Annotated in this window: 14 protein-coding genes; 10 read left to right on the forward strand and 4 right to left on the reverse strand. The window is 77.4% G+C overall.

The window, feature by feature from the left end; all coding sequences use genetic code 11:
* The first annotated feature begins 98 nt into the window (after positions 1–98).
* From ACWDRR_RS05700 to ACWDRR_RS05725, 6 genes are all read left to right on the forward strand, one after another.
* The gene (locus ACWDRR_RS05700; protein WP_402388505.1) at positions 99–515 is read left to right on the forward strand and encodes a TOBE domain-containing protein; all 417 of its coding nucleotides are present in this window, start codon (positions 99–101) and stop codon (positions 513–515) included.
* Between the two features lie 92 nt (positions 516–607).
* Positions 608–1054: a hypothetical protein gene (locus ACWDRR_RS05705; RefSeq protein WP_449770907.1), complete on the forward strand. Its 447-nt coding sequence runs from the start codon at positions 608–610 to the stop codon at positions 1052–1054.
* 8 nt (positions 1055–1062) lie between these two features.
* Positions 1063–1788: a glycerophosphodiester phosphodiesterase gene (locus tag ACWDRR_RS05710; RefSeq protein ID WP_449770908.1), complete on the forward strand. Its 726-nt coding sequence runs from the start codon at positions 1063–1065 to the stop codon at positions 1786–1788.
* On the forward strand, positions 1785–2891 hold the full coding sequence (locus tag ACWDRR_RS05715; RefSeq protein WP_449770909.1) for a winged helix DNA-binding domain-containing protein: 1107 nt from the start codon (positions 1785–1787) through the stop codon (positions 2889–2891). Before ACWDRR_RS05710 ends, ACWDRR_RS05715 begins: the two co-directional genes overlap by 4 nt.
* 159 nt (positions 2892–3050) lie before the next feature.
* A complete protein-coding gene (locus ACWDRR_RS05720) occupies positions 3051–3482 on the forward strand; it encodes a hypothetical protein (RefSeq protein WP_449770910.1) in 432 nt (143 codons plus the stop codon).
* Between the two features lie 149 nt (positions 3483–3631).
* Positions 3632–4792 carry an AI-2E family transporter gene (locus ACWDRR_RS05725; RefSeq protein WP_449770911.1) on the forward strand — a complete coding sequence of 387 codons (1161 nt, stop codon included), beginning with the start codon at positions 3632–3634 and terminating at the stop codon, positions 4790–4792.
* Here the strand turns inward: ACWDRR_RS05725 and ACWDRR_RS05730 are convergent.
* On the reverse strand, positions 4783–5355 hold the full coding sequence (locus tag ACWDRR_RS05730; RefSeq protein WP_449770912.1) for a hypothetical protein: 573 nt from the start codon (positions 5353–5355) through the stop codon (positions 4783–4785). The genes ACWDRR_RS05725 and ACWDRR_RS05730 overlap by 10 nt on opposite strands.
* Before the next feature lie 100 nt (positions 5356–5455).
* On the opposite strand from ACWDRR_RS05730, the gene ACWDRR_RS05735 reads away from it, so the two are divergent.
* Both ACWDRR_RS05735 and ACWDRR_RS05740 read left to right on the forward strand, forming a co-directional pair.
* Entirely contained in the window at positions 5456–6340 is an 885-nt protein-coding gene (locus ACWDRR_RS05735; protein WP_449770913.1) for a Vgb family protein, read from the forward strand.
* A gap of 138 nt (positions 6341–6478) precedes the next feature.
* Entirely contained in the window at positions 6479–7333 is an 855-nt protein-coding gene (locus ACWDRR_RS05740) for a siderophore-interacting protein (protein ID WP_449770914.1), read from the forward strand.
* A 48-nt stretch (positions 7334–7381) separates the two neighbouring features.
* Here ACWDRR_RS05740 and ACWDRR_RS05745 read toward each other — a convergent pair whose 3' ends face one another.
* The 3 genes from ACWDRR_RS05745 to lanM form a co-directional block, all read right to left on the reverse strand.
* On the reverse strand, positions 7382–10474 hold the full coding sequence (locus ACWDRR_RS05745) for an AAA family ATPase (RefSeq protein WP_449770915.1): 3093 nt from the start codon (positions 10472–10474) through the stop codon (positions 7382–7384).
* A 381-nt stretch (positions 10475–10855) separates the two neighbouring features.
* Complete coding sequence (locus tag ACWDRR_RS05750; protein WP_449770916.1) at positions 10856–11044, reverse strand: hypothetical protein; 189 nt, start codon at positions 11042–11044, stop codon at positions 10856–10858.
* 117 nt (positions 11045–11161) lie between these two features.
* A complete protein-coding gene (gene lanM, locus ACWDRR_RS05755; protein WP_449770917.1) occupies positions 11162–14308 on the reverse strand; it encodes a type 2 lanthipeptide synthetase LanM in 3147 nt (1048 codons plus the stop codon).
* Positions 14309–14734: 426 nt separating this feature from the next.
* Here lanM and ACWDRR_RS05760 point away from each other — a divergent pair, with 426 nt between their 5' ends.
* Both ACWDRR_RS05760 and ACWDRR_RS05765 read left to right on the forward strand, forming a co-directional pair.
* Positions 14735–15586: a sigma 54 modulation/S30EA ribosomal C-terminal domain-containing protein gene (locus tag ACWDRR_RS05760; protein WP_449770918.1), complete on the forward strand. Its 852-nt coding sequence runs from the start codon at positions 14735–14737 to the stop codon at positions 15584–15586.
* A gap of 32 nt (positions 15587–15618) precedes the next feature.
* Positions 15619–16104, forward strand: a complete 486-nt coding sequence (locus ACWDRR_RS05765) for a pyridoxamine 5'-phosphate oxidase family protein (RefSeq protein WP_449771039.1) — start codon at positions 15619–15621, stop codon at positions 16102–16104.
* Positions 16105–16398: the final 294 nt, after the last annotated feature.

Genomic DNA, 16398 nt, shown 5'->3' on the forward strand with positions numbered 1-16398 from the left:
GGGACGGCCGGACCAGCGCCGCCGTCACCCTCCGGGAGACCGGACGTCATGCCGAACGTGATACCGAACGTGAACCGAACCACCGTCAGGAGTCGCACATGGGCCAGTCCGACGCGCCGGTCAACCCGTACCGGATCGGCGAGGCCGCGGCGATGCTCGGCGTGAGCGCCGACACCATGCGGCGCTGGGTGGACGCCGGCCGGGTCGCCGCCGAGCGGGACGAGCACGGCCACCGGATCATCCCCGGCGCCCAACTGGCCGCCTTCGCCCGGGAGCTCGCCCGCCCCGAGAACGCCGAGGCCGAGGGGCGGCCGTCCTCGGCCCGCAACCGGTTCCCCGGCATCGTCACCGATGTGGTGCTCGGTGACGTGGCGGCGCAGGTGGAGATCCAGGCCGGGCCGTTCCGGGTGGTCTCGCTGATCAGCCGGGAGTCGGCGGAGGAGCTCAAGCTGGTGGCCGGCGCGCCCGCGACGGCCGTCATCAAGTCGACCAATGTGATGGTCGAACTGCGTTGACCGGCTGAGCCGCGCTCCGGCGCCCTCCGGGGCCCGGGCCGCACCGCCACGCACAGACCTCCAGAACCCGCCGACGAGAGGACCGCCACCCGATGCCCCACCCGCCGCTGCCGTCCACCCAGAGCGCCGTGTTCGCCGTCGAGGCGATGGCCGCCCGGCACGGCCGCGAGGTGCGCGCCACCCACGACATCGGCCGCGACCAGACCTTCGCCGGGACGGTCGGCGGCCACGACACGGGCGACGGGCTCGACGCGATACCCCACGAGGCGCTGCTGGAGATCGGCAGCCGCCCCGAGATCACCGTCCGCCTCTTCGTCCACGACGAGGCGGTGGTCGCCGTCGACGGCATCGCCTTCGACGTGCCGCGCGACAGCGTGCCCGCCTTCCTCGACGCGGTCTGGAGCGGGCTCGTCCACGTGCGGCAGCGGACCTTCCCGCCGTCCTGCACGCTGATCGTCACCGTGCCCGGCGAGGCGAGCTACCGCGAGGCCGTCACCTACTACCAGCTGTCCCCGTGGCTCGCGGGGCTGATCCGATGAGTGCCCCGATGAATGCCACTGCCGGCTCGAACGCCGCCCGCCGTCCGGTGCTCGCCGTCGCCCACCGCGGCGACCCCTACCGGTACCGCGAGAACACCCTGCCCTCGGTCGAGTCCGCGCTGGCCGCCGGCGCCGACGCGGTGGAGGTCGACGTCCGGCTCACCCGCGACGGCGTGCCCGTCCTGCTGCACGACGAGACCCTCGAACGCCTCTGGGGCGACCCGCGCCCGCTGCGCCGGGTGACCCTCGACCAGCTCGACGAGGTGCGCGACGGAGCCCTCGCCGTGCCCACGCTCGCCGAGGCGGCCAAGGCCGCGGCCGCCACCCCCACCGCCCGGCTGCTGATCGACCTGGACGACCCGCACCCCGCCGCCGCCACCTGGGCGGCCGTCACCGGTCTCGGCGTCGAGCACCGCGTCGCCTTCTGCGGGCCCGCCACCGCGATGCTCGCCGTCCGCGCCCTCGCCCCGGACGCCGAGATCGCGCTGACCTGGAAGCAGCCGCGGCTGCCCGCCCGCGCCCTGCTGGACGACCTGCGCCCGCGCTTCCTCAACCCGCCGTTCGGCCTGGCCACCCCCGAGTTCACCGCCGCCGCCCACGACGCGGGCCTCGCCGTCTCCACCTGGACCGCCGACCTGCGCCGCACCATGCGCCGGCTGCGCGCCGCCGGGGTGGACTCGATCACCACCAACCGGATCGGCGTGCTGCGCTCGGTGCTGGACGGCCGTCGATGACCGAACCGCCCGTCCTGGGCACCCGCGCGCTCGGCCGCGCCCTGCTGGCCCGTCAGCACCTGCTCGCCCGCAGCGCCATGACCCCGGCCGCGATGGTCCGCCACCTCGGCGGGCTCCAGGCCCAGGCGGTGCCGCAGCCGCCCTACCTCGGGCTGCTCAGCCGGCTGGAGGGGTTCACCCCGGACCGGCTCAGCGCGCTGATCGAGCAGCGCGAGGCGGTGCGGATCGCCCTGCACCGCGGCACCATCCACCTGGTGACGGCGGACGACTGCCTGACGCTGCGCCCGCTCGTCCAGCCGGTGCTCGACCAGGGCCTGCGCGCCGCCTACGGCAAGCGACTGGCCGGGGTGGACCTCCCCGCGCTCGCCGACGAGGCCCGGGCCCTGCTGGAGGAGCGGCCGCTCACCTTCCAGCGACTCGGCGCGCTGCTCGCCGGGACCCGCCCCGACCGCGACCCGGCCGCCCTGGCCCAGGCCGCGCGCTGCCTGCTGCCGCTCGTCCAGGTGCCGCCGCGCGGTGTCTGGGGCCGGAGCGGGGCCGCGGCGCACACCACCGCCGAGTCCTGGCTGGGCCGCCCGCTGGACGGGGCGCCCTCGCTCGACGGGCTGGCCCTGCGCTACCTCGCCGCCTTCGGCCCGGCGACCGTCGCCGACCTGCAGAAGTGGTGCGGCCTCAGCCGGCTCGGCGCCGTGCTGGAGCGGCTCGCGCCGGAGCTGGTCACCTTCCGCGACGAGCACGGCCGGCTGCTGTACGACCTGCCGCAGGCGCCCCGGCCCGACCCGGCCGTCCCCGCGCCCGTCCGGCTGCTGGCCCCCTTCGACAACCTGCTGCTCTCGCACGCCGACCGCACCCGGGTGCTCCCCGAGGAGTACCGGCCGCGGGTGATGACGCAGAACGGGCTCGTGCTCGGCGCCCTGCTGGTCGACGGCCTGGTCGCCGGGAGCTGGCAGCTGACCGAGGAGCGGACCGGCGGGCGTGCGGTGCTGCTGCGCCCGTTCGCGGCGCTGGGCCGGGGCGACCGGCGGGCGGCGGAGTCGGAGGCCGAGCGGGTGCTGGCCTTCGCCGGCGGGGGCGGGGCGGTCCGCTTCGAGGAGGCCGGGTAGCTCCGGCGTTCGACCGGGGAACGGACGTGCGGGGTGCCGTTCCCGATGGGGTGAGGCTCCGCGATTCCTCCGTGTACGGCCGGGTGGTGACGGGTTGAATCGGCTCACCCAGAGACCGGCGGCGCCCGTGCGGCGCCGCGTTGCAGAGCGGAGTCGACCGTGGCACCCGTACCCGACGGCGTCTATGCCCTCACCAGGCCGTACGAGCAGCTGATCACGCTGCTGCAGCCGAAGGACCTCGCGGTCCTGCTCGCGCCGACCGGGCAGCCGGGTGAGCAGGAGTGGCAGGTGGAGGGGCTCGACGACGACACCGTCAAGATCCGCAACCTGCGGCACGAGACGTTCCTGACCTACGACGACGAGCCGGACCTCAACGAGCTGATCATGGGGAGCACCGAGCCCCGCGCATGGGCGCTCCGCCGGGCGGCCGAGCCGTTCGGCTTCCACGTGGTCGTCCCGGGCGGCCCGGTCAAGGGGGTCGAGCTGGCGCTGGACCTCAGCCCGCTGAGGATCTTCCCACCGCGGCTCGCGCTGCGCTCGCTGGACGTCAACGACCAGCGGCAGGCGTGGACGTTCGAGTTCCACGAGTAGCCGCGCGCGGCCGGGGGTGCCCGGGCCGGCGGCGGTCGGCCCGGGCGCGCCAGGGGTCCGGGCGCGCCAGGGTCCGGCAAAACGGGCAATCGATCAGATCATCTGCTGAGATGGGGCAATGGGGGCGATCGAGCCAGGCGGAGGTGGACATGCCGGGGGAGCTTCCGTCCGGCCGGGATCCCGGTGAGCGGCGGCCGGACCACCGCAGGCCGTACCTGATGCTGCCGCCCCCGGTCCGTGCGGCGGCCGCGTGGTCGGTCGCGGTCATCCTCCTCATCACCGTCGCCTCGCTGGTCGTCTTCGCCCTGGTCGAGCTGCGCGCGGCGACCGTTCCGGTCATCCTGGCGCTGCTCGGCACCTCACTGCTCTACCCCGTGATGCCGTGGATGGTCGGCCGCGGGCTCGGCCGAGGTCTGGCCGCCGGGCTGACCTGCGCCCTCCTGGTCGCCGCCGTCGGCGGGGTGATCGCCCTGCTGGTCAACTCGCTGGTGCACAGCGCCCCGCAGATCGCCGAGTCGCTCCAGCAGGCCGGTGACCGGCTCGCCGCCTGGCTCGGGCCGGTCGGCGAGAAGATCCGCCACGCGCTGGACAACGCCTCCGGCGAGACCAGCTCGCTGATCTCCACGGTGACCAACGGCGTGCTCTCCGGGCTCGGCCTGGCCACCCAGATCCTCACCGGCGCCGTGCTGGCGCTCGCCCTGGTCTTCTTCTTCCTCCGGGACGGTCACCGCACCCCGGAGGCCCTGCGGACGCACCTGCCGGACGGCAGCGCCGAGACGGTCATCGCCTGCGCCGACCGGGCGTTCGAGGCGATGGCCGGGTTCATGCGCGGCACCACCCTGATCGCCCTGATCGACGCCTTCTTCATCACCGTCGGCCTGCTCCTGCTCGACATCCCCGGTGCGCCCGGGCTCGGCGCGCTGGTCTTCATGGGGGCCTACATCCCGTTCGTCGGGGCCTTCCTCTCCGGGACGGTCGCCGTCCTGGTCGCGCTGGCGGACGGGGGCCTGGGGACGGCGCTCTGGGCGCTGGGCATCGTCCTCGCCGTCCAGGCGATCGAGGGGAACATCCTCCAGCCCGTGATCCAGAGCCGCACCGTCGAGCTGCACCCGGCCACCATCATGGTCGCCGTGGTGGCGGGCGCCGGGATCGCCGGGATCCTGGGCGCCCTGCTGGCTGTTCCGATCTGCGCGGCCGGTGTGGGGGTGATCTCGGTCCTGCGCGGCACCGCCGATCCGTCCCGCCGTGGCGGGCGGGACGGGGAGCGGGTGGACGGGGACGGGGACGGGGTGACCTCGGGTCAGGAGTAGGTGATCGGGCACCCGCGCCGGAGCGCGTGCTCGGCCGCGCGCAGGTAGACCGCCGTGTAGTAGGCGGCGTCCAGGTCCTCGCTCCAGGGCCCCGGGGCGGCGGCGGCCTCGGCGGCCGCCGGGCCGTCGAACCAGGTGCCCACCTCCAGGTTGTCGCAGTGCCGGGGTATCGAGGCGGGCAGGGCGAGCCGCTCGGCGAGGCGCCGGGCCGCGGCCAGGGTGCGGCGGGCGCCGCCGACCGTGGTGGGGTCGTTGTACGCCGACCCCACCGGCAGGACCACGGAGTCGTCGAGGGCGACCGGCAGCAGCACGTCCCAGCCGAGCAGCGCCTCGTGGGTGTCGTCGGGCAGGGCCCGGCAGAGCCGGTCGAAGCTCCGGATCGGGCGGTGGAGCTTCTCCTCGAACCGCGTGCCGGAGTGCGGCCGGAACTCCGCGGGCTCCGGGCAGACGAACGGCGGCAGGCCGCGCCGGCCCAGCTCCGGGCCGAGCGCCCCGGCCACCGGGCCGTGGACCTCCGCGTCGAGCCAGTCGTCGGCGGCCACGCTCACCAGATAGATCCCCATGGCAGGACGGTAGCCGGGGCCACCGACAGCGCTGGCGGTCGGGCGGGGGAGTGTGCGAGAGTACTAACGCGATTCCAGTCGCGATAGTGAAGGAGCGGGGATGCGCGGGACGATCGAGCGGTTCCAGGTGTCGGACGGCCGGAGCGGGCCGTACGGCCTCACGGTGGGGCCGGACGGCGGGGTCTGGTTCACGCTGGTGCACGCCGGGGAGGTCGGGCGGCTGGCGGCGGACGGGTCGGTGCGGCGCTTCGGTCCGGGGGCGGCCGAGTCGGGGCCGTCGGTGATCACGGTGGGGCCGGACGGCGCGCTCTGGTACACCCGGATGCGGGACCACCGGATCGGGCGGATCGACACCGACGGGCGGGAACGGTCGTTCGGGCTGCCGACGGAGGCCGCCGGGCCGTTCGGGATCACCGCCGGGCCGGACGGCGCGCTCTGGTTCACCGAGCTGAACGCGGACCGGATCGGGCGGATCACCGTCGACGGCCGGGTGACGGAGTATCCGCTGCCGACGGCCGGCGCCTTCCCGTCGATGATCACGGCAGGGGCGGACGGCGCCCTCTGGTTCACCCTCAATCAGGCCGGCGCCGTCGGCCGGATCACCGTCGACGGGGAGATCGCGCTCCACCCGCTGCCGACCGAGGGGGCCGCGCCCGTCGGCATCGCCGCCGGTGGCGACGGCGCGCTCTGGTTCGTCGAGATCGGTGCCGGCCAGGTCGGCCGGATCACGGTGGACGGCCGGGTGACGGAGTATCCGCTGCCCGACCGGGCCGCCCGCCCGCACGCCGTCGCGGCCGCCCCCGACGGCCGGCTCTGGTTCACCGAGTGGGGCGGCAACCGGATCGGCTCCCTCACGGCCGACGGTCGCTACGAGGGGTACGAGCTGCCCACCCCGTCCGCCGAACCGCACGGCATCGCCGTCGGTCCGGACGGCGCCGTGTACGCGGCCCTGGAGATCGGGGAGATCGTCCGGCTGACTCCGTGAGCCCATGGGTCGTCAGGCGCTCGCGCGCGGGTGGGGCGGATGACGGATAGATAGGTTAGCCTTGCCTTAGTAAAAGTGGGGCTGGCGACCGGGCTCCCGACCCGCCGGCGGCCGGCCCACCGAGAAGGAGAGACGGCCTTGACCGGTACCGCCGCCCCCGCGCGCTTCCAGCTCTTCCCGCTCCAGGTCGTCCGGGCCGCCCGGATCACCCCGCACATGGCCCGGATCACCCTCGGCGGGGGCGGCCTCACCGGCTTCGTCAACGGCGGGCTCGACCAGCGGATCAAACTGCTGCTCCCGCAGCCGGGCCAGAGCGAGCCGCTCACCCCGCCCGGGGACGGGGAGTTCGGCTGGTACCGGACCTGGCGCGGCATGGACCCGGCGGTCCGGCCCGTCCTGCGCACCTACACCGTCCGCGAACAGCGCCACGACCCCGACGAGATCGACCTCGACATCGTCGTCCACGGCGAGGCCGGCGGCCCCGGCTCGCGCTGGGCGCTCACCGCCGCCCCCGGGGACCGGGTGATCGTCTGCGGGCCGGCGGTCGAGGAGGCCGGCGGCGTCGAGTTCCGGCTGCCGGCGGGCGCGGACTGGGTGCTGCTGGCGGCGGACGAGGCCGCGCTGCCGGCCGTCGCGGCGATCCTGGCGGAACTGCCGGCGGGCTTGCCGGTGCGGGTCTTCGCGGAGGTCGAGGAGCCGGGGGAGGAGGCCTACCTGGCGGGCCCGGCCGACCGGCCCGGCCTCGGGGTGACCTGGCTCTACCGGAGCAAGGGCGCCCCGACCCTGCCGGAGGCCGTCCGGGCCGCCGAACTCCCGGCCGGCGAGCCGTACGCGTGGATCGCCGGCGAGGCGGCGAGCGTCCGAGAGCTGCGCCGCCACCTGGTGGGAGAGCGCGGGACCGACCGGCGGGCCGTCTGCTTCATGGGCTACTGGCGCGCCGGCCGGACGGAGGACCAGCGGGCCGACGACGGGCCCCAGGACGAGGAGGACTGACCCGCCGGCCCCGGAGCGCGGCCCGACCGGGTGCGGCGCGGGTGCGGCTCAGCCGACCGGCTTCGGGGACGGGCCCCGGCTCTCGCCGTGGGGTTCGGCGCAGAGCTCGGCGGCGAGGTCGCAGAGGGCCGCGCGGTCCGGGCGGCCGGTCTTGGCGAGCAGGTTGGCCACGTGCTTCTCCACCGTGCGCGGGGAGATGGAGAGCTGCCGGGCCAGCTGCTGATTGCCCGGGCGGTCGGTGAGCAGGGCGAAGACCTCGTACTCGCGCAGCGTCACGCCGCAGGTGCGCAGCCCGGCCGGGATGGCGTCGCGGCCGCCGCGGTGCTGGGCGACGCTGGCGCCCGCCCGGCGCAGCAGGCCCCGGCAGGCGGCGGCGACCGGCTGGATCCCGGCCTCGTGGAAGTACTCCTCGGCGGTGCGCAGCCAGCCCACCGGATCGCCCCAGCCGTCGGCCAGGGCGGCTTCGGCGGTGATCCGCAGGGCCAGGTGGTGGGCGAGCGGGAACGGCGCCGCCGCCGTGCGGGCCCGGTCGACGGCGCGGGCGGCGTCCTGCGGACGGCCTTCGCGGCCGAGCAGTACGGCCTCGGCGAAGCCCAGGAACTGGCGGTTCCAGGCGAGTTCGGTGGCCGGTGCGGCCATCGCCCGGGTGAGGTCGGGGCGCTGCCAGGTGCCCTGCGCCACCTCCAGCAGCGGGTGCAGCCCGTGCCGGCCGGCCAGGTAGAAGACGTTGGGGTGCTCCTGCTCCCAGGCGAGGCCGGCGGCCAGCTCGGCGCGGGCCCCCGCGCGGTCCTCGGCGAGCAGCGCGCCGATGGCGCGGCAGAGGCCGTGCCGCAGGGGCATCAGGAAGGACTCCTCGCCGCCGGCCTGGCGGAACCGGACCAGTTCGCGCTCCATCTCGCGGCCACGGCCGCGATGGGCGGCGAGGGTCGCGGAGCCGAGCAGCAGGTAGCGGTGGGCGGGGACGTTGTTCAGCCGGGCGGTGGCGTCCAGGCAGCGGTCGACGATCTCGCGGGCGGTCCGCCACTCGCCGCGCAGCACGGCGTTCATGGCGAGCAGGCCGTCCAGGGTCTGGGTGAGCACGATCGCGCCGAGGCCGGCGGCGGCCTCCCGGGCGCGTTCCAGGCGGGCGCCGTCGCCGGTGCGCATGAAGGCGTTGGCGCCCAGCCGGAGCAGCGCCTCCACCCGCCAGACGGGCAGCGCGTGGGCCTCGGCCACCGCGAGCATGCGTTCCAGGCAGGCGTCGGCGTCGTCGAAGCCGCGTTCGCGGGCCAGCAGGGCGAGCAACTGCCAGGCCTGGCAGGCGACCACCGGCAGCCCGGAGCGCTCGGCCACCTCGGCGGCCCGGCGGGCGAGGCTTTCGGTCCGGGCGAGGCGGGCCCGCCCGGGGTGCTCGTCGCCGGTACAGGGGGTGCCGGGCCCCTCGTCGCGTTCGTGGGCGTGGGCCTCGTCGGGATCGGGGGCGGTGGCGGGGGCCGGTACGTGGTCGGGCAGGAGTGTCAGATGGCCCTCGACGACGACCAGCGCGGCGTCCTGCTCGGGGCGCGGGTGCGCGCCGGAGAGGGTGCGGGCGGCGGCGACCTGGGCGGCGGCGTCGGTGGTGCGCTCGGCCATCACGGCCGCCCAGGCGAGCCGGGTGTGCAGGTCGACGCGGCGGTCGACGGCGGGGGTGCGGGCGGTCGGGCTGCGCGCGGTGGTCGGCTCCGGCCGGACCGGGGGCAGGGTGCGGACCAGCTCGAACGCCCGGTCCAGCTGGCCGGCCTCGGCCAGGGCCGGTAGCAACTGTTCGGTGACGGCGGCCCGTTCGGCGTCCCCGGCGAGCTCGTGGGCGCGCTCCAGCAGCACCACCGCCGACCCGGCGGCGCCGGCCTCCAGGACGCGTCGCCCGGCCTCGGCGAAGTGCACCGCGGCGCCCGTCCGGTCCCCGCCGGCCAGCAGCAGGGAGGCGACCAACTGGCGGCGCTCGTCCGCGAGTTCCGGATCGGCCCGGAGGATCGCCCGGGCCGCCCGGCGGGCCACCGCGGCACGCTCGGCGGGTGCCAGGGCGGCGGTGACGGCGTCGGCGGTGAGGGTGTGGCGAAAGGCGTAGCGGTCCGGGGCGGCGCCGTCGGGCACGATGACATTGGCCTCGGAGGCCGACCGCAGATGGCTGAAGAGCGTCCGGTCGTCGTACCCGGTGATCAGCTGGACGGTGGCGACCGAGAACCGGCTGCCCAGGGTGGCGGCGGTGAGCAGGAGGTCGCGCACGGGCGGGTCCAGCTCGTCGATCCGCCGGCCCCAGCTGCGGACGATGGTGCTGGGCACGCCGGTACGGAGGCCCCCGGCCACCTCCCAGCGGCCGGCGGCGCGCTGCAGCGCGCCGCCGGCCAGCATGTCCGCGAGCAGTTCCTCGATCAGGTAGGGGCAGCCGTCGCCGCGTTCGGCCAGCGTCTCCAGGACGGCCGTCGGCACGTCGGCGGCCTCGCTCTCCAGGACGGCGGCGGCCATCGCCCGGACGTCGGCCGGCGGCAGCGGGCGCAGTTCGGTGACGCCGGCGGCGCGCCGGCGCTCGGCGGCCCGGACCAGGTCCAGCGCCGGGCCCGGCTCCGCCCGCAGCGTGCCGACCAGCAGGACGGGCAGCCCGGCCAGGTTGTCGACCAGGTACTCCAGGACGGCGACCGTCTCCGCGTCGGTGTCGTGCAGGTCCTCCAGCAGCAGGACGCAGCCCTGGTCCCGGCCGAGGACGGCGAGCAGCCGCAGCAGCGCCTCGGCGAGCTCGACCACCGTCTCGGGGTAGGCGCCGGCCCCGGCCGCCGAGGCCGCCGCCCCGCGCCACTCGGGCACCAGCCGGGCGAGGGCGGGGCGGTACGGGTCGAGTTCGGCGTCGGTGGGCGGGCCGGCGGCCCGGAAGCGGGAGGAGAGCGCCTCGATCAGCGGGCGGAACGGGGTGACCGTGCCGGTGGAGCTGCCGCGTCCGCGCAGCACCGGGAGCCCCAGCCCGTACGCCTGGTAGGCGCAGTCGCCGGCCAGCCGGGACTTGCCGATCCCGGCCTCGCCGAGCAGGAAGACCGCCTGTCCGGACCGCTGCCGGGCGGCGGCGAGCGCGCTGCCGAGCAGGCCGAGCTCGGCTGCCCGGCCGACGGTGATCGACGAAGTGGTCCGCATGGCCGCAGGCTACTTGACGACCTGTCCGATCTGTAGAGTGGTGAATCGGCCACGAAGTGAACACGGCTCCGGCGCGGGGTGGTTACCGTACGACCACATCGGCGAGGCACCCGTCCGGTCCGCCACCGGGGCGCTGCCCGGTCCCCGGTGGCGGCCGCCGGGCCGGCCGCGGCCTCGCGGGCGCGTCGTCCGGCGTCGGTGGGGTGGTGCCCGACGCCCCGGCGCGGTCGGGCCGATGGTCGGGCGTGCTGATCGGGGTGCCCTGATCGGGAGCGTGCTGATCGGGGCGGGACGATCACGGTCGGGACGTGGGGGGCGCGGCGGCCGCCGTCGGAGCGGTCACGGCCGGCAGCCCGGACGGTGCCCGGTGCCCCGGCGCGGTCAGATCGGGACGGTCATGGTGGGGAACTCGAAGCCGGGCGCCGTGGTGCCGGCGGCGGAGAGCAACTGCGAGCGCAGGCCCAGCCCGCCGCCGGCCCGCAGCCGGATGTCCCCGGCGGGGTGGTCCACCGCCTCGTCGGGCCGCGCGTCCGGCTGCTTCCAGTTCGGAGTCGGATCGGTGTGGTTCATGAGGTGCGGTACTCCCGTTCGTCGGTGAGAGCGAGTCATGGCGTGGATGGAGTCCGGGCGAGCGGTGCTCGACCGCCGCGCCGCTGCGGTCGTCGTGGACGGTGGACTGCGGTGCGGTCAGGGGGCCGGCCGGGCGGCCGGGGTGCGGGGGCGGAGCAGCAGGGCGGGCGGCACCCGCTCGGGGAAGCCGAGCCGGAGCAGCCCGTGGCCGATCCCGGCCAGGCCGGTGAGCAGTCCCGGGTGCGGTACGGACCCGGGGGTGCCGCAGCGCGGGCCGTCCTGGTCGACGCCGGCCAGCAGCGCGCCCGCGCGGCGCACCCAGGGGGTCCGCCCGGCCGCCGGGCCGCTGCGGCCGAGCAGCTCCAGCACGCCCGACTCGCCGTGGCACAGGCTCTGGTCGGCCGGCGGGGCGGCGCGCGCGGTGTTGCGGACGGCGCGCTGGGCCCACTCGGTGAGCCGGCGGTCCGCGCGGGTGAGCGGGCTGTCGGCCACCGCGAGGGCGATGCCGGGCCGCCCCCGGCACCAGGAGGACTCCCGGGCGCGGCCGGCCGTGGCGGCGTGCAGGGCGGCGAGGCCGGCCCGGTGGTGCGGGCCGTCGGCGGGCTCCCCGACGGCCTGCGCGTACCGCAGCAGCGCCCAGCCGGTGCCCGCCGCGCCGTGGGCGAAGCCGGTGCCGGCGGGCACCGGTTCGGCGGCGAGCCGGTCGGCGCACTCCGCCGCGGCGGACAGCGCCTCGGGCCGGCCGGTGGCGGTGTGCACGGCGAGCAGCGCCGCCAGCCCGCCGGCGGTGCCGCTGTGCACACCGGTGTCGGCCTCGCGGGCGGCGGCCGCCGCGGTGAGCGCGACGGCCGGGCCGGTCCACTGCCGGATCAGCGGGTCGTCCAGGGTGCGGCCGATCTCGGTGAGCGCGTAGGCGATCCCGCCGAGGCCGGCGAAGGCGCCCGAGCCGACGGCGGCCGGCCGGTCGGGGTGCGCGCCGAGGGTGTCGAGCAGGCCGGGAACGGGCGCGAGGGCCCGGCGGGCCACCTCGGCGTAGCGGTCGGAGCCGGTGAGGGCGGCCAGTTGGGCGAGGAACAGCGCGGTGCCGGTGTACCCGCCGGCCAGGTCGGCGCCGAGCGGCCGGACCCGCCAGTAGCGGTCGGCGAGCAGTTCCAGGCCGAGCCAGTTGGTGTGCGCGCGCCCCTGGTAGGCGGCCGCGACCAGCTGGTCGCCCACCCCCCGGGCGGCGGCCAGGAGTTGCTCGGGCTCGGGCGCGGTGGCCCAGACGTTCTCCGGCGCCGGCTGGCCGGGGCGGTGCGCGGGAGCCGCGGCGGCGCCCGCCATCGCCGCCCGGACGATCCACTCCTGGTCCTTGCGGTCGACCTCGCCGAGGGCCCGCAGCTTGGCCTCGACGCGGGCCAGGCCGGTCTCGGCGAGCTCGCCGGGGAGCCGGCGGCCGGCGGAGGTCCACAGGTCGCGGCTGCCGGGGCGGGTGGTGAAGAGCGGGACGTCGCCGCCGTGCAGGTCGGCGAGCTCGTGGTCGGCGAGCTCCGGGCGCCCCGGGTCGGCGACGGCGTCGGTGCGCAGCAGCTCCAGGACGGCGCCCCGGGCGGCGGCGTCGCGCAGCACGTCCGGGTGGGTCGACTCGTCCAGCAGCCGCGCGTACACCCGGGTGGCGCGCGGCACCACCCGGACCTCGGCCTCGGCGAAGGACCGCAACAGGCCCCGGGGGCCGATGAGCCGGTCGCGCCCGGCGGCGATGGCGGTGTAGCCGGCGCGGAAGCCGGCCACCAGCGCCTCGGTGTGGTCGGCCGGGTCGGCGGGCGCGCCGTTCAGCCAGGGCCGGTTGCGGGCCTCGGCGAGCGGGCGGGCGCGCCGCACCAGGCGCATCTCGTCGGTGCCGGCACCTCCCCAGTCCACGCCCTCGACCGGGGAGGTGGTGCGCCGGCCGCCGCCGATGCCGGAGACGTCCACGGCGCCGTCGTCGCCGATCAGCAACTGCGGCAGCAGGCCGACCCGGTGGACCGACTCCTCCAGCGCCCGGGCCGCCGGGTCCTGCGCCGGGCAGGCCCGGGCCGGCGGGTGGAACAGCGTCTCGACGTCCACCAGCACGGGCTGGTCCCCGGCGGCGACGAGGTTCTCGTAGTGCAGGTCGGTGCCGTCCAGGGCGTGCAGCAGTGCCAGCAGCGCGCCCTGGCGCCGGTAGAACCGCTCGACCTCGTAGCCGGTGAGACAGGGGCGGGCCTCGGCGAACTCCGTCCAGCCGTAGCCGCCCCGGTCCAGCACGCCGAGCGCGCGCAGCCGGGGCACGCCGGGTTGCGCGTCGAACCAGCCGAGCAGGGTGTTGAAGTGCTGGTGGGCGGCGGGCGGCCGGGGGCGGTGGACGACGGCGGCGCCGTTCGCGAAGTGCAGCACCGCGACGGCACGGCCGCGCCGGTGCCGGTCGCCGGCCTCGGACTCGACGGCCACCAGCGTACCCGGGTCGGCGCCGCGCAGCAGGCCGGTGACCAGCAGCGGCCGGTCGGCGGCGAAGCGGGTGAGGAGTTCGGTGTGCGCGGCGGCGGCGTCCAGACAGGCCTGGGCGAGCAGCCGGGCCAGCACGGGGTACTCGCGCAGCAGCGCCGCGAGGCCCTCGCGGCGGGCGGTGAGGGCGAGGAAGGAGCGGAACCGCTCCTTCGGGGTGCCGCCGGCGAGCCGCCCGGCGGCCCGCGCGGTGTGCAGCTCCAGCACCAGGGTGCGGGCGGCGATCCGGGCGAGGCGCTCGGCGAGGCGGGCGGTGAAGCCGGCCCGCAGGGCGGGCACGTCCAGGTGCCCGGGCCGGCCGGGCCGATGGCCGGTCGGGTCGAGCGCGGTCGGGTCGAGAGCGGCCGGGTCGAGCGCGGTCGGCAGCCGCAGCAGGGCGCGCTCGGCGAACGGCGCGAGGACCAGGGCGAAACCGGTCAGACCCGGGTAGGCGGCGCGCGGCACGATCGGCCGGACGGGTGCGGCGGCGACGGCGGCCTCGGTGAAGGCGGCCCAGTCGGGGCGGCCGGCCGGCCGGGGCAGGCCGGGGGTCAGCGCCCGCTCCCACCAGGCGGGCCGGTCCGCCCGGGCACGCCGGACCAGGGGCGGCCGGGTACCGGGAGCCGGTGCCGGCATGGTCGCGCGGAGCCGGACCGGGGCCTCGCCGGGCATCGGAGGGTGCGGCGTCGTGGCGGCCTTGGCGGACGCCGGTGCGACCGGGCCCTGAACCGGTGCGCCGCCCCCGTCGGGGTGCGCTCTGCGCACGGCGTCCACCTCTGCCACCACCGCACCTCCGATGCCGCGAGAGGGCCGCGTCGCCGTCGAAGCCGCCGCCCTCGGTCCTGATCCTTGCCCTGCCGTGGCCACCGGGGCATGGGGGGCGGGCCCCCATCTTTGTGGCGCTCCACCCGCATGATCCGGCGGCCGGGCGGGCGCGCCCGCCGGGTGGGGCGGGACGGGTGCGGGGCCGTTCCGCGCGCCGGGCGGGCCCGGGGCAGCTTCCGCGCGCCGGGCGGCTGCGGGGCCGTTCCGTGCGCCGGGCCGGTGGCGGTCGCGGTCCGGGCCGGCCGGCGGGCGCCGATGGGTCGTTCGGCCCTTGCCGGTGCCGCGCGGCAACGGGATCGTGAGCGCCGCACGGGTGTGCGGGGCGCACCGGTGGGCAGACGTGACGGGACGGCGAACGGCGTGACGGGACAGGAGAGGCCTGAGGTGGGCGAGTTGGTCGCGATACAGGTGGACGAGGGGCTGTCGCGGGGCGTCGCGATCGACGCCAGGGCCCGGATCGCCGCGGTGGTGAGCGGGGCGGACGCCCTGGTCGAGGCCGTCCGGGTGCGGATCCGGCCGGTCGGCGCGGTGACCGTGCTGGCGCAGGTCAACGCCGAGGTGGACGGCCGGCGGATCCGCGTCCAGGAGGCCGCCACCGATCGTGCCACGGCCCTGGACCGGCTGGCCGACGGGCTGCGCGCCCGGATCGCGGCCGCCACCACCGGCTGGACGCCGCTGCCGTGGCCGCGCCGGGCGGGCGGGCGGGGCCTGCTCTCCGCCGTCCCGGTGCAGGGCGGGGCGTCGCGCGCCCTGCGGCCGCCGGTGTCCGCCGGGGCGGCTCCGTTCGGGGCGCACCCGTGCACCGGCCTCCCGCGCGCCGGAGTCCTGCGCGCCGGGCTCCCTTCCCCGGCCGGTCCGCGCCAGATCGTCCGGCGCAAGGAGGCCCACCTGGTCTGGTGCTCGCCCGACGCGGCGGCCCGGACCATGGACGCGATGGACTTCGACATCCACCTGTTCACCGACCCGGCCACCGAGACCGACGCCGTCGTCTACCGGATCGGCCCCACCGGCTACCGGCTCGCGCGCACCGCGGCGGCCGGACCGCCCACCCGCCCGGTCGTCCCGTTCACCCTCAGCCCCCTCGGCGCGCCCGAACTGACGGAGGCCCGGGCCGTCGACCGGCTCTGCGCCGCCGACCTGCCGTTCCTGTTCTTCGTCCAGCCCGGGACGCGGCGCGGCCGGGTGCTCTACCGCCGCTTCGACGGCCTGCTCGGCCTGATCGTGCCCACCCCGTGAGCGACCAGGCCGTCCGCCACCGGCTGCGGACGCTGCGCCGCCTCGCCGGGCAGCCGCCCGGCCGCCGCCGGCCGCCTGCCGCCGGGGCGCCGCCGCGCCGGCTGGTGCCGATCGAACGGGCCGAGGCGCTGCGGCTGTTGGGCAGCGCGCCGTTCGGGCGGATCGTGTTCACCGTGCGGGCGCTGCCGGCCGTCCGCCCGGTCAACCACCTGCTCGTCGACGACACCGTGGTGATCCGCACCCACGACGCGGCAGCGCTGGGAGCGGCCACCCTCGGGGCCGACGGGGCGGGCGTCGTGGTCGCGTACGAGGCCGACGCCATCGACCCGCGGACCCGGCTCGGCTGGAGCGTGGTCGTCACCGGCTACGCCCGGCCGGTCACCGACCCGGCCCGACTGGCCCGCTACCGGGCGCTGTTGACGCCCTGGGTGGACGCCGCCACGGACCACACCGTGGCCATCCAGCCGGACCTGGTGACGGGCTACCGGCTGACCGCGGGCCGGGCCGCCGGCGCGTAGCGCCGCTCTGCCGCCGGTGCGGCTGTCGTGGCGGGCCTCCGGGCCCCCGGGCCCCCGGGCCCCGGCCCCTGGGACCCGACCCCCGACCCGCACCGGCGCTCCGTCGTGTCCGGACACCCCCGCAGCCGTCTGCGGACGCCGTGCCCGCAGCCGTGCCCGGACACCCCCGCAGCCGCGCCGGAGACCGTCGGGGCGGGCCGGGACGCCGGCGGAGGTCCCGGGCCGCGACCCGGAACGCGGGCCCACCGGCCCCGGGCCGTGGGGCCCAACGGCCCTGGGGCGCAAGGCCGTCGA

The sequence above is a fragment of the Kitasatospora sp. NPDC003701 genome (assembly GCF_053587085.1).